The 19,677-nt window shown below is 61.1% G+C and carries 17 protein-coding genes; 12 read left to right on the forward strand and 5 right to left on the reverse strand.

The window, feature by feature from the left end:
* Position 1: 1 nt before the first annotated feature.
* A complete protein-coding gene (locus ACW9UO_RS04655; protein ID WP_457087816.1) occupies positions 2-868 on the reverse strand; it encodes a hypothetical protein in 867 nt (288 codons plus the stop codon).
* A 118-nt stretch (positions 869-986) separates the two neighbouring features.
* Here ACW9UO_RS04655 and ACW9UO_RS04660 point away from each other — a divergent pair, with 118 nt between their 5' ends.
* From ACW9UO_RS04660 to ACW9UO_RS04700, 9 genes are all read left to right on the forward strand, one after another.
* Positions 987-1,928: a nucleoside hydrolase gene (locus tag ACW9UO_RS04660; RefSeq protein WP_457087817.1), complete on the forward strand. Its 942-nt coding sequence runs from the start codon at positions 987-989 to the stop codon at positions 1,926-1,928.
* A complete protein-coding gene (locus ACW9UO_RS04665) occupies positions 1,925-2,374 on the forward strand; it encodes a GNAT family N-acetyltransferase (protein ID WP_457087818.1) in 450 nt (149 codons plus the stop codon). Before ACW9UO_RS04660 ends, ACW9UO_RS04665 begins: the two co-directional genes overlap by 4 nt.
* Before the next feature lie 84 nt (positions 2,375-2,458).
* The gene (locus ACW9UO_RS04670) at positions 2,459-3,715 is read left to right on the forward strand and encodes a cation:proton antiporter (RefSeq protein ID WP_457087819.1); all 1,257 of its coding nucleotides are present in this window, start codon (positions 2,459-2,461) and stop codon (positions 3,713-3,715) included.
* Complete coding sequence (locus ACW9UO_RS04675; RefSeq protein ID WP_457087820.1) at positions 3,715-4,665, forward strand: CorA family divalent cation transporter; 951 nt, start codon at positions 3,715-3,717, stop codon at positions 4,663-4,665. The genes ACW9UO_RS04670 and ACW9UO_RS04675 overlap by 1 nt, the downstream gene beginning before the upstream one ends.
* Before the next feature lie 81 nt (positions 4,666-4,746).
* The gene (locus ACW9UO_RS04680; RefSeq protein WP_457087821.1) at positions 4,747-5,577 is read left to right on the forward strand and encodes a DUF533 domain-containing protein; all 831 of its coding nucleotides are present in this window, start codon (positions 4,747-4,749) and stop codon (positions 5,575-5,577) included.
* 111 nt (positions 5,578-5,688) lie between these two features.
* Complete coding sequence (locus tag ACW9UO_RS04685) at positions 5,689-6,927, forward strand: aspartate kinase (RefSeq protein ID WP_457087822.1); 1,239 nt, start codon at positions 5,689-5,691, stop codon at positions 6,925-6,927.
* 270 nt (positions 6,928-7,197) lie between these two features.
* Entirely contained in the window at positions 7,198-9,438 is a 2,241-nt protein-coding gene (gene ptsP / locus ACW9UO_RS04690) for a phosphoenolpyruvate--protein phosphotransferase (protein WP_457087823.1), read from the forward strand.
* A 79-nt stretch (positions 9,439-9,517) separates the two neighbouring features.
* A complete protein-coding gene (locus tag ACW9UO_RS04695) occupies positions 9,518-10,696 on the forward strand; it encodes a MalY/PatB family protein (RefSeq protein ID WP_457087824.1) in 1,179 nt (392 codons plus the stop codon).
* A gap of 163 nt (positions 10,697-10,859) precedes the next feature.
* Positions 10,860-11,855 (forward strand): glutathione S-transferase family protein, encoded by a 996-nt coding sequence (locus tag ACW9UO_RS04700; protein WP_457087825.1) that lies wholly within the window; start codon positions 10,860-10,862, stop codon positions 11,853-11,855.
* Here the strand turns inward: ACW9UO_RS04700 and ACW9UO_RS04705 are convergent.
* Entirely contained in the window at positions 11,819-12,205 is a 387-nt protein-coding gene (locus ACW9UO_RS04705; RefSeq protein ID WP_457087826.1) for a response regulator transcription factor, read from the reverse strand. The two genes, ACW9UO_RS04700 and ACW9UO_RS04705, sit on opposite strands and share 37 nt — an antisense overlap.
* Positions 12,206-12,425: 220 nt before the next feature.
* On the opposite strand from ACW9UO_RS04705, the gene ACW9UO_RS04710 reads away from it, so the two are divergent.
* The gene (locus tag ACW9UO_RS04710) at positions 12,426-13,604 is read left to right on the forward strand and encodes a lytic murein transglycosylase (RefSeq protein ID WP_457087827.1); all 1,179 of its coding nucleotides are present in this window, start codon (positions 12,426-12,428) and stop codon (positions 13,602-13,604) included.
* 142 nt (positions 13,605-13,746) lie between these two features.
* Positions 13,747-14,361 (forward strand): response regulator, encoded by a 615-nt coding sequence (locus ACW9UO_RS04715; RefSeq protein WP_457087828.1) that lies wholly within the window; start codon positions 13,747-13,749, stop codon positions 14,359-14,361.
* A 21-nt stretch (positions 14,362-14,382) separates the two neighbouring features.
* On the opposite strand, the gene ACW9UO_RS04720 is transcribed toward ACW9UO_RS04715, so the two are convergent.
* The 3 genes from ACW9UO_RS04720 to ACW9UO_RS04730 are packed head-to-tail and all read right to left on the reverse strand — an operon-like array spanning position 14,383 to position 18,985.
* Positions 14,383-15,042, reverse strand: coding sequence for a TetR/AcrR family transcriptional regulator (locus ACW9UO_RS04720; protein ID WP_457087829.1), 660 nt, complete (start codon positions 15,040-15,042; stop codon positions 14,383-14,385).
* Between the two features lie 2 nt (positions 15,043-15,044).
* On the reverse strand, positions 15,045-16,583 hold the full coding sequence (locus tag ACW9UO_RS04725) for a trimethylamine methyltransferase family protein (protein WP_457087830.1): 1,539 nt from the start codon (positions 16,581-16,583) through the stop codon (positions 15,045-15,047).
* The gene (locus ACW9UO_RS04730; RefSeq protein WP_457087831.1) at positions 16,580-18,985 is read right to left on the reverse strand and encodes a GcvT family protein; all 2,406 of its coding nucleotides are present in this window, start codon (positions 18,983-18,985) and stop codon (positions 16,580-16,582) included. The genes ACW9UO_RS04725 and ACW9UO_RS04730 overlap by 4 nt, the downstream gene beginning before the upstream one ends.
* Before the next feature lie 227 nt (positions 18,986-19,212).
* On the opposite strand from ACW9UO_RS04730, the gene ACW9UO_RS04735 reads away from it, so the two are divergent.
* Positions 19,213-19,620, forward strand: a complete 408-nt coding sequence (locus ACW9UO_RS04735; RefSeq protein WP_457087832.1) for a Fur family transcriptional regulator — start codon at positions 19,213-19,215, stop codon at positions 19,618-19,620.
* Positions 19,621-19,677: the final 57 nt, after the last annotated feature.

The raw sequence follows: 19,677 nt of genomic DNA on the forward strand, positions 1-19,677 counted from the left end.
ATCAGCGCAAAAAGGTAATTCCTTTGATCCGCGAAATCCGGTCAAGGTGTGCATCGTAACGCTCTGACAACACGCGTTTCTCTCCCTCTTCGTAACTGGCGAACCGTGCCCTGCCGGCAATGTCCGCATTCTCTGCAATCACCGCTTGCCATGCCGCTCGGTCCAGCGTTTCCCCGGCATGATATCGCGCCTGCAAAGCCTCAAGCGCCGCATCCGTCGCGCTTAGGTTCAAGCTTCGTTCAGGCTCTGACAAATCGCCGTCAAACCCCGGCACAAGCTGGCGCAACAGGTCGCAACTTTGCCCGCGTTTACTGTAATCCAAGACCACAAGCTCCTGTGGTGACAAGATATTCTTGAAGACGCGCACGATGGCAGGCCAGCCGCGGTCCATCGCCAAAAGATGCGGCACAATCTGCGAAAACGGTGCCACCGGATTGTCTTCGGCGCGCTTGCGATAGGCGCTGGCAAACAGCGCATCATAGCTGCGCAGCACCAACACCACCCGCGTGATCCGCTCGGCCCCCACCGCCCGCAACGCCGCTCTCAGGGTTTTTAATCGCGCCTCGGCCGAGGGATAAAACCGGCCTTTATAAAATGGAAACATTCGACCGGGTATATTCTCTTCCGACAGGATCAGCGCGCGCGTCGGATCGGGGCTGTGCTGGCGCAGCGTCTTTTCCGCCGGCCCCGTTGTGCCGTCGTCGGGTAATTTTAACCGAAGGGTGCCGCCGGGAATGCCGTCGCGCCCCGGATAGGCGGTGTCATACCCCGCCGCCGCGAGTGCCTCGCGGTTAAGATCGAGGCACATTTGAAAGGAGGAAGTTCCGGTTCTGTGCGCACCTGCGTGAATGAAAACGGGTTTGGTCATATCTGTGCGCCTCGCGATGTGCCACCACCCTAGCTACATCGCATTCAGCAGCAAACCGCTTATGGACTTTCGGCCCGACGATTGACAAGTTGGCGCCGAAATCAGCCGCAGGACCCTCATGACCGCACGTAAAATCATTATCGACACCGATCCCGGGCAGGATGATGCGGTGGCGATCCTTCTGGCTTTGGCCAGCCCCGAGGACATCGAGGTTCTCGGCATCACCGCTGTTGCCGGCAACGTTCCGCTGCCGCTGACCCAGAAAAACGCGCGGATTGTCTGTGAACTGGCGGGCAAGCCCGAGATGCGGGTGTTTGCCGGCTGCGACACGCCGCTCAAGCGCCCATTGGTGACGGCCGAGCATGTGCATGGCAAAACCGGGCTGGACGGGCCTGACCTGGCCGATCCGGAAATGCCGCTTCAGGACCAGCACGCCGTTGATTTTATTATCGAAACTCTGCGGCAAGAGGCTGCCGGGACGGTCACGCTTTGCCCGCTTGGCCCGCTGACCAACATCGCCACGGCCTTTGAGCGCGCGCCTGACATCATCGAACGGGTGCAGGAAATCGTGCTGATGGGCGGGGCCTATTTCGAGGTTGGCAACATCACCCCCGCCGCCGAGTTCAACATCTATGTTGACCCGGAAGCCGCTGATATCGTGTTCAAATCCGGCGCGCCGATTGTGGTGATGCCGCTGGATGTGACCCACAAGGCGCTGGTCACCCGGACGCGCAACGATGCATTTCGCGCGATTGGCACGCCGGTCGGCCTCGCCGTGGCGCAGATGACCGATTTCTTTGAGCGGTTCGACAAGGAAAAATACGGCTCAGACGGCGCGCCCCTGCATGATCCCTGTGTCACTGCCTATCTGATCCGGCCCGACCTGTTCACTGGCCGCAAGGTCAATGTTGAAATTGAGACGGGTTCGGACTTGACCTTGGGGATGACCGTGGCCGATTGGTGGGGCGTCACCGACCGGCCCGCGAATGCGCTGTTTGTCGGCGACGTGGATGCGGATGGGTTTTTTGCCCTGCTGACAGAAAGGCTCGCCCGGCTATGAGCACGAGATTGCACCTCGCAGGCCCCGACGACATCGACCGGCTGCTGCCGCTGAGCGCGGCGTTTTGCAATGAAACCGGCCTTGAGCACGACGAAGAGCGTCGCCGCGCCGGGATTACGCCGCTGCTCGAAGGCTGTCCGCACGGGGCTATCTATTTGATCGGGCCGCAGAAATCGCCGGTCGGCTATATCATTCTCAGCTTTGGCTGGTCGCTGGAATTTGGCGGCATGGATGGCTTTGTTGATGAGCTGTATATTCGCCCCGCCGTGCGCGGGCGCGGGATGGCGACCGATGTGCTCTATTCACTGCCGCGCGCGTTGCGCGATGCCGGGCTGAAGGCGCTGCATCTTGAGGTCAAACGCGAGGACAAACCCGCGCAACGGCTGTACCGCAAGGCGCATTTTGAGTTGCGCGAAGGCTTTTCGCTGATGTCGCTGAAACTCTGAGCCAAACCGCCTCGGGATAGACTATGGCCCTGTGCCGGGGCGCGTGCTACCGCTTGAACCAACGGTAAACGCGCGGGCGGGCTCATGAATTTTCTACAGATCACCTCTCTCTTGATTGTGCTCGCGGGGCTGTTTGGCGCGATCAACTACCTTGTTCTCAAGCTGCCTTCGGCAATCGGCATCCTTGTGGTCGCGCTTTTGGCCTCTTTCGGGTTGATGGCGCTTGACCTCGTGCTGCCCACGCTGGGGCTCGCCGATACGGTGCGCAGCACGGTCAAGGCGCTGGAGTTTTCCGACGCGCTTCTCGAGGGGATGTTGGGCCTGTTGCTGTTTGCCGGGGCGCTGCATGTGAAGCTGTCGGATCTGCGCGAACAATGGCGGCTGGTGTTCCTGATGGCGACGCTGGGCATCGGGCTGTCGACGGCGATTGCCGGGCTTGGCTTTCACTGGATCACCGGGATGCCGCTACTGATCGCGCTGGTGTTTGGCGCGCTGATTTCGCCGACCGATCCGGTGGCGGTGCTGGGCGTGCTGCGCGAGGCCAACCTACGTAAGGCGTTGGAAACAAAGATCGCCGGGGAATCGCTGTTCAACGATGGCGTCGGCTATGTGGTGTTTTTGGTGCTGGTCGGCATCGCCTTTCCGGCCGCACAAGGCGATCATGGCGGCGGCAGCGTGGCGCAGGCCGCGGCGATCTTGTTTGTGCAAGAGGCGCTTGGCGGCGCGGTGCTCGGGATCGTGCTCGGCTGGCTGACGTTCCGACTGATGCGCCGGATTGACGACTATTCGCTGGAGGTTCTGCTGACGCTCGGCCTCGCCTTTGGCGGCTATGAACTGGCGGTGTTCCTGCATGTCTCGGCCCCGATCATGGCGGTCTGCGCCGGGCTGTTGATCGGCGACATCGGGGCCAAGCACGGCATGACCGAGGAAACCCGCCAATATGTCGATGCCTTTTGGAAGCTGATCGACGAAATCCTTAACGCAGTTTTGTTCCTGATGATCGGGTTCGAGGTCTTTGCCGTGGCCTTTGACGCCAGTTATCTGGTGTCGGGCGTGATGGCGATTGCGCTGGCTTTGGTGGCGCGGTTGGTGGCGGTGGCGGTGCCGGTTTTGCTGCTCAAACCCTTCCGCACCTTCCCGTCGGATGTGATTCCGATCATGACCTGGGGCGGGCTCAAAGGCGGTATCTCGGTCGCGCTGGCGCTGTCCTTGCCCGACGGCGAATGGAAGCCGCTGATCCTGACCGCGACCTATATCGTGGTGATTTTCTCGATCATCGTGCAGGGGTTGACCGTGACGAAACTGGCCAATCGCGTGGGCCGTGAACCGGATTTGATGTGATGGCTCTGTTTGTTTTTGACATAGATGCCGAGGGCCGCGCCCAAGACGGAGCGCTTGATCGTGAGCCGGCCGAGGGCCATTGGCGCTGGGTGCATTTCGATCTGGCCGCGCCGGGCACGGTGGCGCGGGTCGGCCAGCTTGTGACCGAGGAAGCGGCGGAAATCTTGCTGCAGCCGGAAACGCGGCCCCGATACCTTGCCCTTGGGGATGCGCTGATCCTGATCCTGCGGGGGGCAAATTTCAATCCCGGCCAACAGGCCGATGACATGGTTTCGCTGCGGATATGGGCCAGTCAGACGCTTGTCGTCACCCTGCGCCACCGTCCGATCTACGCCGTGCGTGATTTGCAGAGCGAGCTTGAGGGGGGCCGGCGTTTGCCCGGTGGACCCGGCGAATTGGTGGCGGAACTGACAGAGCGATTGGTGGACCGGATCGAACAGGTCAGCCTGAAGCTTGATGATCAGGTCGATGACATCGAAGAAGCGATCCTTGATCCCGAATGTGATCCGGCGGTGCTGGCCCCCTTGCCGGGGTTGCGGCGCGCGTCGATCCGGCTGTTGCGTTATCTGCGCCCGCAAAGCGACACGCTGCGCCGGCTCGAAGCGCGCGGGCCCGCCGGTCCGCTCGCCCTGCCCCAAGACGACATCCGCGAAAGCGCCAACCGGGCGCAACGCGCTTTGGAAGAACTTGATGCGGTTTATCAACGGCTTGGCGCGCTGGCCGATCACCAATATGCGCAAAAGGCCGACCAGCTGTCGCGCAATGGCTATGGGCTTTCGGTGGTGGCGGCGGTGTTCCTGCCGCTTGGCTTTGTCACCGGTTTGTTTGGCATGAACGTCGGTGGCCTGCCCTGGACACAGTCTTCGCTGGGATTTGCCATCGTCTGTCTGGGCATGGCGGGCGCGGTTGCGCTGGTGCTGGTGGTGATGCGGCTGTTGCGGCTGATTTGAGCCAAGCCTGAAATTGCCCCCTTCTGGGATACAAGAAAACCTGCCACAGTGAGAGCAATCATTTCACTGGGAGGATTGAACATGGGTTTGATGAGCACTTTGGCCAAGGTTGCGATGGGCTATGCCGCTGCGCGCGGCGTGGATCACATGAGCAAAAATCAAGGACTTGGCGGGATGTTGGGCGGTGCACAGGTGCCATCGCGCGAGGCCAAGACCGGGCAGAACCCCGCTGTTGAGGCGATGGACCAGATGCCCGGCATGGACCAGATCAAAGGCATGATGGGTCAGGCGCAGGAAAGCGGCGCGCAGGGCATGAGCCAGATGCAGGACATGTTTACCAAGATGATGAGCTCTGCTGGCGGCGCTGGCGTCAACATTCAGGAAATGATGGGCGGTCTGATGGGCGGCACCAAAAGCGAGGGCGGCGGATTGCTGTCGGGCGCGGGTGGCGCGGGGCTTGCCGGGCTGTTGTCGATGGCCGGTGGTGCTGCGGCGGCCTCGGGCAAAGGTGTCGGCTCGATGCTCGACCAGTTTAGCGGCAAGGCCCCGCCCGAAGCGGAAGAGGCCGCCGGGCTGATGCTGCGCGCGATGATTCAGGCGGCCAAATCCGATGGCGGCATTGACGCCGAGGAAAAGGCCAAGATCCTCGAAACCATGGGCGAAGATGCCGATGCCGACAGCATCGCCTACGTCAAGAAACAGCTTTCGGCCAAGCTTGACCCCGCTGCCTTGGCCCGCGACACGCCGGATGCGCAAAAGATGCAGGTCTATTCAATGTCGCTGATGTCGATCCGCGTCGATACCCAGGCCGAGGCGCAATACCTCGATCAGCTTGCCGCCGAGCTTGGGCTCGACCAGCAGACCGTGAACATGCTGCACATGCAGATGGGCGTTCAGCCGCTGTACGCCTGATCCCCTTTTACCCTTGCCCGGCGCGACATGTGCCGGGCAATCAAGCAGTGTCTTGCCCTTTCGCTTGCATCTGCGTAAACCGCGCCGGACGAATTCTGGCAGGAAACACCCATGCCCCTACTGGTTATGAAATTCGGCGGCACCTCTGTCGCCACGCTCGACCGTATCCGCCGCGCCGCCAAACGTGTGGGCGTGGAAGTGGCCAAAGGCTATGACGTCATCGTCATCGTCTCTGCCATGTCTGGCGAGACCAATAAGTTGGTCGGCTATGTCAACGAAACCTCTCCCTTGTTTGATGCCCGCGAATACGACGCCATCGTATCTTCGGGTGAAAACGTTACGGCCGGGTTAATGGCGCTGACACTGCAGGAAATGGACGTGCCCGCGCGCAGCTGGCAAGGCTGGCAAGTGCCGCTCAAGACCACCAACGCCCATGCCGCCGCCCGGATCACCGAGATTCCGACCGACAATATCAACGCCAAATTCGGCGAAGGCATGCAGGTTGCCGTGGTCGCGGGCTTTCAGGGCATTGGCCCCGATGGCCGCGTCACCACGCTGGGTCGGGGCGGCAGTGACACCACCGCCGTTGCCTTTGCCGCCGCCTTTGAGGCCGAGCGTTGCGACATCTACACCGACGTCGATGGCGTCTATACCACCGATCCGCGGATCTGCTCCAAGGCGCGCAAGCTCGACAAGATCGCCTTTGAGGAAATGCTCGAACTGGCCTCGCTCGGGGCCAAGGTTCTGCAAACCCGGTCGGTCGAACTGGCGATGCGTTATAACGTAAAGCTGCGGGTGCTCAGCTCTTTCGAGGAACAATCGGACGAGGCCGGAACGCTCGTCTGCGATGAGGAAGAAATCATGGAACTCAATGTCGTATCTGGCGTGGCCTATTCCCGTGACGAAGCCAAGATGACGCTGATCTCGGTCGCGGATCGCCCCGGCATCGCCGCCGCGATCTTTGGCCCGCTGTCCGACGCGGGCGTCAATGTCGACATGATCGTGCAGAACATCGCCGAAGAAGGCCGCACGGATATGACCTTTTCCTGCCCCGTCGACCAGGTGCGGCGCGCGGAAAAGGCGATGGTCGACGCCCAAAAGAGCGGCGATATCAATTTCCACGACATCGTTGCCGATGAGGGCGTGGCCAAGATCTCGGTCGTCGGGATCGGCATGCGCAGCCACGCGGGTGTGGCCGCAAAGATGTTCAAGGTGCTCTCGGATGAGGGGATTAACATCAAGGTCATTACAACCTCTGAGATAAAAATATCCGTTCTGATCGACCGAAAGTATATGGAACTTGCCGTGCAGGCCCTGCATGATGCCTTCGAGTTGGACAAAACCGCCTGACACCCCTGCCCGGTTTCGGGCCCGGGCACGTCGGGTTCGAAACAGGGAGATCGTCATGCACACAGCGGCTTTTGCCGTCGTTTCGGGTGCCTGCCTGCCGCATGGATTTGCGGCAGATCGCCTGTTTCACGCCTCCGTCACACCAAAGGTCTATGGCGCTTGCAGCGACATGCCGTGCCGCTGCGGTGCCATTGGCGTTTGGCCCGCGCGACGTTCTGGGCAATGCGGCCCGGATATTGTATGACGGGTTGAACAGGGGAATTTCGACACATGGCTGAAGGCACGGAAAGCGAAAGCCGCAAGCTTCTCAGACGCTTGCGCGACCTCATGGCTGAGGAATCCGCCGGTCAGGAACGGCTCGACAAGATCGTGCATCTGACAGCGGATTCGATGAAGACCGAGGTTTGCTCGATCTACCTGTTCCGTGATCAGGACACGCTCGAACTTTGTGCCACCGAAGGGCTCAAGGCCGAAGCCGTTCACCAGACCCGGATGCGCATTGGCGAGGGGCTTGTGGGCCGCGTCGCCCGCTCTGGCGCCATCATCAACAGCGCAAATGCCCCGCAAGCACCGGGATTTCGCTATATGGCGGAGACCGGCGAAGAGATTTATTCCTCCTTCCTCGGCGTCCCGATCCAGCGCTTGGGCGAGATGCTGGGCGTGCTGGTTGTCCAGTCCAAAGTGGCCCGACAATTCTCGGCTGATGAGGTCTATGCGCTCGAAGTCGTGGCGATGGTCTTGGCCGAGATGACCGAGCTGGGCGCATTTGTCGGCGAAGGCGCCGCGATGTCGGCCCGCCACACCCAGCCCTATCTGCTGCGGGGAATCACCGGTCAGGAAGGCGCGACCGAGGGCCATGTCTGGCTGCACGAACCGCGTGTTGTGGTGACGAACCCGATTGCCGACGATCCCCACCGCGAGCTTGAGCGCCTGAAAGAAGCGGTGGATGAACTGCGCGTCGGGGTCGATCAACTGCTGGCCGGCGCGGCGGGCGGCGATGCCGACCAGCTTGAGGTTTTGCAGGCCTATCGCATGTTCGCCAATTCCAGAAGCTGGATGCGGCGGATGGAAGAAGACCTCGCGCGCGGGCTGTCCGCCGAGGCCGCGGTGGAAAAAGAGCAATCCGCCGCCCGCACCCGGCTTGGCCAAGTGCCCGACGCCTATCTGCGCGAACGGCTGCACGATCTTGACGATCTGTCGAACCGGCTGCTGCGTATTCTGACCGGCCAAGGCAGCCTGACCGGGGCCGAAATGCCCGATGATCCGATCCTCGTGGCACGCAACATCGGTCCGGGAGAATTGCTGGAATATGGTCGCAAACTCAAGGGCATCGTGCTCGAAGAGGGCTCTGTCGGCAGCCATGCCGCCATCGTCGCGCGCGCGCTGGCCATCCCGCTGGTGATCCAGGCCAATCGCATCACCACCGAGGCGCTTAACGGCAACCATATCATGGTGGATGGCGATCAGGGCGTGGTGCATCTGCGCCCCGACGATACCGTCGTTGCCGCCTTCCGCGACAAGATCGCGATGATTTCCAAGGCGCAGGAACGTTACGTTTCGATCCGTGACAAACCGGCCAAGTCCACCTGCGGCAAGGTCATCACCCTGCAAATGAACGCCGGTCTGATGGCCGATCTGCCCTCGCTCGAAGGGTCGGGGGCCGAAGGCGTGGGTCTATTTCGGACCGAATTGCAGTTCCTGATCCGCAATCAGATGCCGCGCCGGACCGAGCTGGCCAATCTCTATTCCGGCGTTCTTGATGCCGCCCATGGCAAACGCGTGGTGTTCCGCACGCTCGACATTGGGTCGGACAAGGTGCTGCCTTACATGAAGGCCACCGACGAGCCGAACCCGGCGCTGGGCTGGCGCGCGATCCGGGTGGCGCTTGACCGTCCGGGCGTGATGCGGATGCAGCTTCAGGCGCTGTTGCGTGCGGCCAACGGGCGGCCACTTTCGGTGATGTTCCCCTTTATTGCACAGTATAGCGAGTACCAAAAAGCCTGCGCCGAAATGGATAAGGCGTTGGAACGCGAAACAATTCTCGGCCACAAGCTGCCATCAAAGCTCGAAGTCGGCGCGATGCTGGAAACGCCGTCGCTGGCTTTTGCGCCGATGGCGTTTTTCGAAGAGGTCCAGTTTTTGTCGATTGGCGGCAACGACCTCAAACAGTTTTTCTTTGCCGCCGACCGTGAAAACGAGCGGGTGCGCCGACGGTATGACACGCTCAACACCTCCTTCCTGAGCTTCCTCGAGATGATCATCGCGCGGTGCGACAGCACCAACACCCCCGTCAGCTTTTGCGGCGAGGATGCCGGCCGCCCGATCGAAGCGGTTTGCATGGCCGCAATGGGTTTGCGCACGCTGTCGATGCGCCCTGCCTCTGTCGGGCCGGTCAAGCACCTCCTGCGGCGTACCAACCTTGATGACCTGCGCAACGTGATCGACCAGGAACGCAAGAACGGAGCCGAGACCGTGCGCCCCGCTGTGATGGAATTCCTGCGCCAGAACTAAGGCTTAGCCACTGTCGAGACGGTCTTGCATCTGCTTGCCAATTCGGTAGCGTCGCGGCAGGCTGACAGGAGCTTGCCATATGACACACGACTTCGACGAGATCATCGACCGCAGAGGCACCCACAGTTCCAAATGGGACGCGATGGAGGGCCACTACGGCGTGTCCCCCGACAACGGCATCCCGATGTGGGTGGCGGATATGGATTTCCGTCCGCCCGCGGTGGTGCAGAACGCGCTGGAACAGATGGTATCGCACGGCGTCTATGGCTATTTCGGCGACCCCTCGGCCACCAATGCCGCCGTTGTCTGGTGGATGCGCGAACGCCATGGCTGGGAGATCGACGAAAGCTGGATCCATTACACCCCCGGTGTCGTCAACGGCGTGGCGGTGGTGTTGGATACGTTCACCGCCCCCGGCGACGGGGTTGTGCTGCTTTCACCAGTTTATCACGCCTTTGGCCGGGTGATCAGCGCCTCGGGCCGCCATACCGTGGAATGCGCATTGGTCGACCGGGATGGCCGCTACGAACTCGATATCGAAACCTGGGACGCACAGATGACCGGCAAGGAGAAAGTGTTGCTCCTGTCATCGCCGCACAATCCGGGTGGGCGGGTCTGGACCCGTCAAGAACTCTGCACCATCGGTGATTTCTGCCAGCGGCACGATCTTATTCTGGTGTCGGATGAAATTCATCATGATCTGGTGTTTCCCGGAACCTCCTTTCTTACAATGGACCTTGCCAATCCCGGCATTCGTGACCGGTTGATCGTACTCGGGGCCACAACCAAGACATTCAACATTGCAGGCCACTTGATTGGGCACGCCATCATTCCCGATGACGACCTGCGCAAACGGTACGCCAACCGCCTGCGCGGATTGGGCATTTCGGCAAACGCCTTTGGTATGCGGATGATCGAGGCCGCGTATAGCCCCGAAGGTGCCAAATGGGTTGATGACCTGGTCACCTATCTTGATGGTAACCGCAAAATCCTTGACGAAGGGTTAAACGCCCTGCCCGGCGTCGCCTCTATGCCGCTGGAATCGACCTATCTGGCTTGGGTGGATTTTGCCGGAACCGGCATGACCCACGAAGAGCTTTTGCGCCGGGTCGAGCGTCACGCACGCATTGCCGTCAGCCACGGGCCGACTTTCGGCAAGGGAGGCGAGACCTTCTTGCGGTTCAATTTCGCCACGCCGCGCGCTCGGATCGTGGAAGCCGTCGAACGGATGCAGTCGGCGTTTTCGGATCTTCAATAGCTGCGTATCACCAATAAATACCTTAATACCAATAGCTTGCACCTCCCCTTCAAAGGAGGTGCAAGCTCATCCTGTTCACTGATGCGCAGAGCATGCGCGCTGATCCGGGTTTTCCAGATGCCAGTTCCGGCTATGTGATATTTTCAAAACAAGGAGACATTGCATGGGATTGCTCATCGACGGTGAATGGCACGACAAGTGGTACGACACCAAATCCTCGGGCGGCGCGTTTGAACGCAGCACTGCAGAATTTCGGAACTGGATCACGCCAGACGGCAGCGCCGGCCCGAGCGGCAAGGGCGGTTTTCCGGCCGAAAGCGGGCGCTATCACCTCTACGTTAGTCTCGCCTGCCCTTGGGCGCACCGCACGCTCATCTTTCGCGCGATCAAGGATCTTCAATCGCACATAAGCGTTTCGGTGGTCCACCCAGATATGTTGGACGACGGATGGAGCTTTGACAGCGACACCGATGGTGCGACTGGCGATCGGCTTTACGGCTTGCCGTTTCTGCGCGATCTCTATCTCAAGGCTGATCCGCAAATGTCGGGCCGGGTGACGGTGCCCGTTCTATGGGACAAAGTGCAGAAAACCATTGTCAGCAATGAGAGTGCTGAAATCATTCGGATGCTTAATTCGGCCTTCGACGGGCTGACCGGAAATACCGATGATTTCTGGCCCAATGACCGCCGAGACGAGATCGAAAAGGTCAATGCCCGGATCTATGACACTGTGAACAATGGCGTTTACAAAGCCGGTTTTGCTACGACGCAAAAGGCCTACGACGCTGCTGTCGGCCCGTTGTTCGACACGCTCGACTGGCTTGAGGATCGACTGTCAAACCGGCGCTATCTGATGGGAGACACGGTTACAGAAGCGGATTGGCGGCTGTTCACCACGCTCGTGCGTTTCGACGAGGTTTACCACGGGCATTTCAAATGCAACCGCGCGCGTATCGTCGATTACCCCAATTTATGGGCCTATACCCGCGCGCTTCATCAATGGCCGGGCGTGAAAGAAACGGTGAACCTAGCCCATATCCGCCGACACTATTACTATAGCCACGACACTATCAATCCACACCGGATTGTCCCGATTGGTCCCTCCCCTGATTTCGACGCGCCTCACGGTCGAGGCTCGGACGATCCGCTGACTGCATGATGTTCAACCAGCGCCGCCAGATCCGCTGGCGGCGTTGAGCAGGCGAGGAAACCGGCGGCGTTGCAGCAATTTTGAAAAATTGACCCATCGGAAAAGAAGCTGGCGTTGGTGACAAAGATAACCCGCGTGTTGGGCTGACGATAACAGGCATAGTCCGATACGGCGAAGGCCGACCCTTCGGCCAGTTCGAGATCAAGAACGATAGCGTCGAACTTTGTGTCCGTTAGCGCCTGAATCGCTTCGCCCCCAGAGCCAACCAGCACAACACGCAAATCAAAGCGCTCAAGATGGCGCGCCCAGATCAGGCCCAGCGCAGGATTGGATTCGACGATAAGTACATGCACATGCATACGTAATTCCGACCCCAACGACGACCGGCAAAACCGATTCGCGCCACTGCGCCTTCCTTCTTTTAGAGTTGGGCAGAAACCTTAAAATATTATTAATACGGCGTACTTTTCGCGCCTCCGCGCCCTCAAAGCTGTGAAGGTACCGCTTTTCATTCCATCTTGTTAACTGGCATCGGGGTGCTAGGTTGCCCTCAACACGTATCATTTCCGAGGGTTTTTCATGAACGTCTATCGCAGTGCTTCTGTTCTGGCTTTTGTTGTCGCATTGGCCTCTCCGGCCATTGCGCAAACCACTTGCGGCGGGTCCTTTAGCGACTTTTTGTCGGGTGTGAAGTCCGAAGCTGTCAGCAAAGGCCATGACGGTGCCAGCGTCGATGCCTTTCTGAGGTCGGTGCGCCACGATCCCTCGGTGCTGCGGGCCGATGGGCGCCAAGGCGTGTTCCAGATTCCCTTTGTGGATTTCGCCCGTCGGCTGATCAGCCAGAACCGGATCGACAATGGCCGCGCCAATGCCAAACGCTATGCCAGCATCTTTGATCGGATGGAGCGGGACTTCGGCGTCTCCAAAGGCGTGCTTTTGGCATTCTGGGCGTTTGAGACCGATTACGGCCAGATCCAGGGCGATTTCAACACGCTCAATGCGCTGGTGACGCTGGCGCATGATTGCCGCCGCCCGGAATTGTTCCGCCCGCAAATCTTCGCCGCGCTGGAGCTTTATGAGAGCGGCAACTTTGACCCCCGCACCACCACCGGTGCTTGGGCGGGCGAAATTGGCATGGTACAGATGCTGCCCGAGGACATTCTGACCAACGGCATCGATGGCGATGGCGACGGCAAGGTGAGCCTTAAAACTTCGGCCCCTGATGCGCTGTTGTCGGGTGCCAATATGCTGCGCGATCTTGGGTGGCGCGCGGGCGAGCCTTGGCTGCAAGAAGTTGTTGTGCCCGCCGATCTGGACTGGTCGTTGACTGGACTTGACCAGCCGCGCCCCGCCTCGGAATGGGAGTCGATGGGCGTGAGGGTGCGCGAAGGTCGCGCCGCCGATCTGCCGGCGGCACTGGTCTTGCCGCAGGGGCGTAAAGGCCCGGCATTCCTCGCTTATCCCAATTTCAACGTCTACTTCGAGTGGAACAAAAGCTTTGTCTACGTCATGACCGCAGCCTATTTCGCCAACCGGCTTGAGGGGGCGACGACGTTCGACGCGGGCAACCCCGAACCGGGGCTTGAGGGCGAAGATATGAAGCAATTGCAGCGCAAATTGCAGGCGCAGGGCTATGACGTGGGCGAGATTGACGGCATCCTTGGTGCCGGCACCCGAAATGCGGTACAAGAGGCACAGAAAAAGCTTGGCATGCCGGCGGATGCCTGGCCCACGCGCGCGCTGCTCAACCAACTCTAGCGATGGCGGACTGGCGGTATGAGGGGCGTGTGTCTTCATACCGGCCAAACTAACCTATAGATCGTCAATCTTTCGTTAATGAAAACTTGCGAAACAGAGGTATGAGGCGCTAAATATGCCCCCTCAGGGGTGGAGACTGGACGTGCGGATACTGATTGCGGATGATCACGACCTGCTGCGCGATACGTTGATCGCTTTTCTGAGTGCGGACCCTAATATCGAGATTGACGGGGCGGCGAGCTATCATGAGGCGCGCGAAAAGATTGAAAGCCAGCCGCATTATGATCTGGTGCTGCTGGATTTGATGATGCCGGGCATGAAGGGCTTGGAAACCTTGGCCAGTGCGATCCGGATGAACGGTGGCCAGCGCGTGGCCCTGATGTCGGGCGAGGCCCCGCGCGAGGTGGCCGAGCGCGCGTTGGAGATGGGTGTGGCCGGTTTCGTGCCCAAGACGCTGGCGGCTAAGTCCTTGGTCAGTGCGATAAAATTTATGGCGATGGGCGAGCAATATGCCCCCACTGAGTTTTTCACCGCAGACCCGACTGGCGCCGATCATCCGCTTGCCCGCAAGCTGACGCAGCGGGAATTGCAGGTGCTTGAGGGGCTATCGCAGGGCAAATCCAACAAGGAAATCGCCCGCGATCTGGACCTGACGGAACCGACGATCAAGCTGCATATGAAAACGCTTTATCGCAAGCTGGATGTGGGCAATCGCACCCAAGCTGCCATCGTGGCGCGGGATGCCGGGCTGTTCTGACCGAACCCGCGACCTTTGAAATCAGCCCTGCCGGGCGGCAAAATCCAGAAAGTCCTGCAACTCGTCCGGCGCAGGGGCCTGCCCGGTAAAGCCCAAAAGATAGCCCCGTGTCCGCTCCATCCGGTCCCCCATCGGCTCGGTCTGATCGAGCGCGTGATAGCCGAGCTGCATGAAATAAAGGATGCGGGCGCGCACATCGGCGTCGTAGGCACCAAATCCGTGCCGCGCGAACATCGCCGTCACCGCCTTGATCCGCGCCGCATCGGCCAGATCGATCCGACGGCGTACCCGTCCATCGCGGCGAGACCATTCGCGGACGGCGAAATCCAGCCCCTGATCAAAGCGCGCAGGGTCAAGAAAACAGCGAAAGAAATTGCAGACAGCGCCGGTGATCGTCGCCGCGTCTTGGGCGCAATGGGCCTCGATCTGGGCAGTGTTGCGCGCCTCCCAATCGTCCAACAGTTGCGACAAAAGATCCTTGCGGCTCTTGAAATACCAATAAAAACTAGAGCGCGACACCCCGAGCCGGGTGCCGATTGCCAGCACCTTAACCTCGGCCACGCCGTCGGTAACAAGGATATCGCGCGCGACGTTAAGCCAATCCTCGCGAGTGACTTTGACATGGCCAACAAGCGGCGCTTTGTCGGGATCGTCGCGGTGCAAAACCGGGCGATTTGCCATGCTCAGCTCTCCGGCGGTGCGCCGCCTTCGGCGCTGCGTCTGGCGATAAAGTCATGCAGAGCGGTGACGCGCACGGGATCAGTTTCGGGGCGTTTGTCGGCTTTGAGGATATCCTGCCAGATGCCGGTGGCGCGTTCGGTGGCGGATTGGCTGCCGGTCTCTTCCCAGCGGCCAAAGTTCGACCAATCGGCCACCAAGGGCTGATAAAATTGCGTCTGGTAGCGTTCCATCGTGTGATCGCAACCAAAGAAATGCCCGCCCGGCTGGACCTCGGCCAACGCCTCTAGCGCCAGTTCCGCCGGGTCGGCCGAGGTCGGCGTGCAAAGCTCGGCCACCATCTGCAGCACCTCCATATCGGTGACCAGCTTTTCATAGCCCAGCGTCAGCCCGCCCTCGAGCCACCCCGCCGCGTGGATCACCACGGTCGCGCCCGACAACAGACAGCCCCACATGCCAAACTGGGTTTCATTGGCCGCTTGCGCATCGGCGCAGGCCCCTGCCGCCCCGCTGGCGCTGCGCCACGGCAGGCCAAGCCGGCGCGCCAATTGCCCGGCCACAAGCGAGGCGGTGAAATGCTCCGGCGTGCCGAAGGCGGGCGCGCCCGACTTCATGTCGACGTTCGAGGTGAAGGTGCCATAAAGCACAGGCGCGCCGGGTTTTGCCAATTGGTTGAGCGTGATCGCGGCCATCGCCTCGGCATGAGAAAGGGTCATCGCGCCCGCAACGGTGATCGGTGCCATCGCGCCCATCAGGGTGAAGGGCGTGACGATCACCATCTGTCCGTGGCGGGCAAAATCGATCAGCCCTTGCGCCATCGGAATGTCGATCTGACGCGGGGAATTGGTGTTGATCACCGTATACGCCCAAGGATCGGCCAGAAAGCCCGCATCGTCCAGCCCCCTGAAATCGCGGATCATTTCAAAGCTGTCGTGCACCTGCGGCGTGCCGCGACCATAGACAAAGGGCGATTTGTCCATCAGCGTCAACTGCGCCTCGATCATGAAATAATGCCGCAAGGCCGGGGCGATGTCCTGCGGTTCGAGCAGCGCCGAAACCATCTGCAGCGCGTCGAAATGATGGGTCAGCTGCACCGCCTCGCGGTAGTCGCGCCCCTGCCCCGGGCGCCGTCCGCGCACAAGGTCGGTGGCGTGGGGCGTGCCGCCGCCGGGTTGAAACACCAGCCGCCCGAGTTCCAAAGTCACGTCGCGCGCCGGGGCACCGCCTTTTATCACCACCCGGCGCGGCGCGGTGGCAAGCGCCGCGGCCACGATCTCGCGCCCGATCTGCACCATCTGGGTGCTGTCATCCACCCGCGCCCCGGCGGCCTTCAGGATCTGGCGCGCCTCGGGCAGCAGCACCTTGATGCCAGCGGTCTCAAGCAGGCCAAGCGCGGCCTCGTGGATCGCTTCGATCCGGTCGTCGGTGAAGGCGTTCATCACCGGAAACGGGCTGCGCAATTCGGTGTAGTTCACCGCGCGTTGCTGGGCCTCGGGGCCCCGGGGGGCGCGCTTGCGGCGGCGCGGTTTTGGGTCGTCGATCATGCCCGCATCGCCTTGCCCTGCGGATCATACGGCGACGGCGCGATCACCCGCGCGCCGCGCGATTTGCCCACCACATGCACCGTCAGTTCGGTGCCGTCCTGCGCCGCTTCGCGGTCGAGCATCACCATGGCCAGCGACTGCCCAAGCGTGTGACCATAGCCGCCCGAGGTGACGTAGCCCACAAGCCTGTCGCCCTGCCAGATCGGTTCGTATCCGCTGGTGTCGGCGTCATCGGCCGCCACCGCCACTGTCGCAATCACCCGGGCCGGGCCTTGGCCGTCGCGTTCGGCCAAGGCCGCGTCCCGTCCGATGAAATCGGGCTTGTCCCAGTCGATCCAGCGGTCCATGCCCGTCTGGCCGGGGGTGTAAATCTGGGTGAATTCGCGCGACCAGACGCCAAAGCTTTTCTCCAACCGCAGGCTGTTGAGCGCCTCAAATCCGACGTCGCGCAGGCCAAGATCAGCCCCGGCGGCCAGCAAGGACCGGCGCAATGCGATGTGATCGGCCGCGTGGCAGTTGATCTCAAAGCCCAACTCTCCGGTGACCGAAAGCCGCCCAACGCGCGCGCGGATCAACCCGATGTCAAAGTCGCCGCACCCCATGAAGGACAGCGCGCCAATCGGACCATCTGTGAGCGTTTCCAACACCTTGCGCGCATTCGGACCAGACAGGCTAAACCCGGTGATGGTGTCAGAGATATCGGCCACATGCACGCCCGGCGCGGGGTGATCGGCAAACCAGCGCAGGTGCCATTCGCGCAGGTAATAGCTGCCCATGATCCACCACGTCCCGTCGCCCCAATTGAACAGCGTCAGATCGCCTTTCATCCGGCCCGTGTGCGACAGCATCAAAGCCAGCCGCGCGCGGCCCGGCGCCGGCAGTTTGCCGGCCATGACGTGGTTGAGCCAAGCCTCGGCCCCGGCCCCCGTCACCTCGAACCGGGAAAAGCCGGAGATGTCGAGAAGGCCCACCGCAGTGCGCACCGCGCCCGCCTCGGCCGCCACCAGATCAAAGGCATTGGAGCGGCGCAGCGTTGGGGCCTCCGCGAACCCGGAGGGCGCGAAATAAAGCGGCACTTCAAGGCCGTAGCTGACCCCCCAGCGCGCGCCTGCCGCCGTCATCGCATCATGCGCCGGGGCCATTTTCAGCGGCCGCCCGGCGGGCAATTGTTCGTTGGGATAGGTCATCACGAAGCGGCGGGAATAGAACTGGCCCGTGGTCTGGCGGATGTAGTCCTTATTATGCGCATAGTCGCCGTAGCGGGCGACATCCATGCCAAACACATCCGCCTCCGGCTCGCCGTGGATCATCCATTCGGCCAGCGATTTCCCAACGCCGCCGCCCTGGAGAAAGCCCGCCATCACCGCGCAGGCACACCAATAGCCGCGCTTGCCGCGCACCGGGCCGACCAGCGGATTGCCGTCGGGCGAAAAGGTAAACGCGCCATGCACCCAATTTTTAACGCCCGCCGTCTGCAAAACTGGAAAGCGGTGGAACACATGGCTGAGTTCATGCTCGATCCGGTCGGGCTCCTCTTGCAACAGCTCGATGCCATAGGTCCACGGCGCGCCGTCCATCATCCAATGCTTGGGGTTCAGCTCGTAAATCCCCACCAGCATCCCCTGCTGATCTTGCCGCGAATAGGTGAAGCCTTCGAGATCGACGACCATCGGCAACTCGGTCGTTAAGGCGGCAATCTCGGGGATCGGTTCGGTGATCAGATAGTGATGCGCCAGCGGCGAGACCGGCAGTTCGATCCCCGCCATCCGCCCGACCTGTTTGGCCCAAAGCCCGCCCGCATTCACCACATGTTCGCAGGTCACTGTGCCCTGTTCAGTGACCACCTGCCAGCCTTCGCCGGTCTGGTGCAACTCTAGCACGCGGTTGTGCTCGATCACCTCGGCCCCGCGTTTTTTCGCAGCGATGGCATAGGCTTGCACGGTGCCGGTGGTGTCGACATAGCCCTCGCGTTCGGCCCACATGCCGCCAAGGATGCCATCCGTATCAAGCACGGGCGAAAGCCGCCCGGCCTCCTCGGGTGTGATAAGGTGCACGTCGTCAATGCCGATGGATTGGAAGGTGCGGTAATTGGCCTGCAACCATTCCCACCGGTCGGGCGTGCCTGCAAGGTGCATGCCGCCGGTCATATGCATGCCGATGGACTGGCCGCTTTCTGCCTCGACCTCGGACAACAGATCAATGGTATAGCCCTGCAACTGGGCGATATTGGGATCCGCGTTCAGCGCATGAAAACCGCCCGCCGCGTGCCAGCTTGATCCGGCGGTCAGCACGTCACGCTCGATCAGGCAGACGTCAGTCCAGCCATAGCGGGCCAGATGATACAGCACCGAGGCCCCAACCACGCCACCGCCGATCACCACCACGCGATACTGAGATTTCATGGCCTGCCTCCCGCTTTTCATGACGGTAGGACGGGGGTGCGATTCCGTCTAGACATTTTTGTCCAATACTTGCCAAGCCCGGTGCGCCCAGCCCCGCACGGCCCAAAGGCCAGCGCTGTTTGGCCCAATGCGGCCCAAGGCAAGGCGATAAACCCGGCCTTGGGGTCTTTTCCAATCGCTGCAAATCGCCTAGACCTCGCTCCGCGAGACGCAAACCGGACGAGACCATGCAGACCATTCTGGAACGTTGCGAGGCCAAGGGCCTTCGGATGACCGGCCAGCGCCGGGTGATTGCTGCGGTGCTCGAAATGAGCGACGACCATCCGGATGTGGAAGAACTCTATGCGCGGGCCTCGGCACAGGATGCGGCGATCTCGATTGCGACGGTGTACCGGACGGTGAAACTGTTCGAAGAGGCCGGCATTCTCGACAAGCTGGAGTTTGGCGACGGGCGCGCGCGCTATGAAGATGCCGAGCGCGAACACCACGACCACCTGATCGATATGAACTCTGGCGAGGTGATCGAATTCGTCGACCCCGAGATCGAGGCGCTACAGGAAAAGATTGCCGAAAAGCTAGGCTATCGCCTCAAGGGGCACCGGATGGAGCTGTACGGCGTGCCGATCAAGAAGTGATCGCTTTGGTCGCGGCGCAGTCGGCCATTTCTTCCGCCTGCGCCCTTGGTATAAGCG

The sequence above is a fragment of the Marinovum sedimenti genome (genome assembly GCF_054052205.1).

Bases quoted from the DNA above. Each gene is read 5' to 3' on its own strand.
- ACW9UO_RS04655 (WP_457087816.1), bottom strand. From the start codon at position 868: ATGACCAAACCCGTTTTCATTCACGCAGGTGCGCACAGAACCGGAACT.
- ACW9UO_RS04660 (WP_457087817.1), top strand. From the start codon at position 987: ATGACCGCACGTAAAATCATTATCGACACCGATCCCGGGCAGGATGAT.
- ACW9UO_RS04665 (WP_457087818.1), top strand. From the start codon at position 1,925: ATGAGCACGAGATTGCACCTCGCAGGCCCCGACGACATCGACCGGCTG.
- ACW9UO_RS04670 (WP_457087819.1), top strand. From the start codon at position 2,459: ATGAATTTTCTACAGATCACCTCTCTCTTGATTGTGCTCGCGGGGCTG.
- ACW9UO_RS04675 (WP_457087820.1), top strand. From the start codon at position 3,715: ATGGCTCTGTTTGTTTTTGACATAGATGCCGAGGGCCGCGCCCAAGAC.
- ACW9UO_RS04680 (WP_457087821.1), top strand. From the start codon at position 4,747: ATGGGTTTGATGAGCACTTTGGCCAAGGTTGCGATGGGCTATGCCGCT.
- ACW9UO_RS04685 (WP_457087822.1), top strand. From the start codon at position 5,689: ATGCCCCTACTGGTTATGAAATTCGGCGGCACCTCTGTCGCCACGCTC.
- ptsP (WP_457087823.1), top strand. From the start codon at position 7,198: ATGGCTGAAGGCACGGAAAGCGAAAGCCGCAAGCTTCTCAGACGCTTG.
- ACW9UO_RS04695 (WP_457087824.1), top strand. From the start codon at position 9,518: ATGACACACGACTTCGACGAGATCATCGACCGCAGAGGCACCCACAGT.
- ACW9UO_RS04700 (WP_457087825.1), top strand. From the start codon at position 10,860: ATGGGATTGCTCATCGACGGTGAATGGCACGACAAGTGGTACGACACC.
- ACW9UO_RS04705 (WP_457087826.1), bottom strand. From the start codon at position 12,205: ATGCATGTGCATGTACTTATCGTCGAATCCAATCCTGCGCTGGGCCTG.
- ACW9UO_RS04710 (WP_457087827.1), top strand. From the start codon at position 12,426: ATGAACGTCTATCGCAGTGCTTCTGTTCTGGCTTTTGTTGTCGCATTG.
- ACW9UO_RS04720 (WP_457087829.1), bottom strand. From the start codon at position 15,042: ATGGCAAATCGCCCGGTTTTGCACCGCGACGATCCCGACAAAGCGCCG.
- ACW9UO_RS04725 (WP_457087830.1), bottom strand. From the start codon at position 16,583: ATGATCGACGACCCAAAACCGCGCCGCCGCAAGCGCGCCCCCCGGGGC.
- ACW9UO_RS04730 (WP_457087831.1), bottom strand. From the start codon at position 18,985: ATGAAATCTCAGTATCGCGTGGTGGTGATCGGCGGTGGCGTGGTTGGG.
- ACW9UO_RS04735 (WP_457087832.1), top strand. From the start codon at position 19,213: ATGCAGACCATTCTGGAACGTTGCGAGGCCAAGGGCCTTCGGATGACC.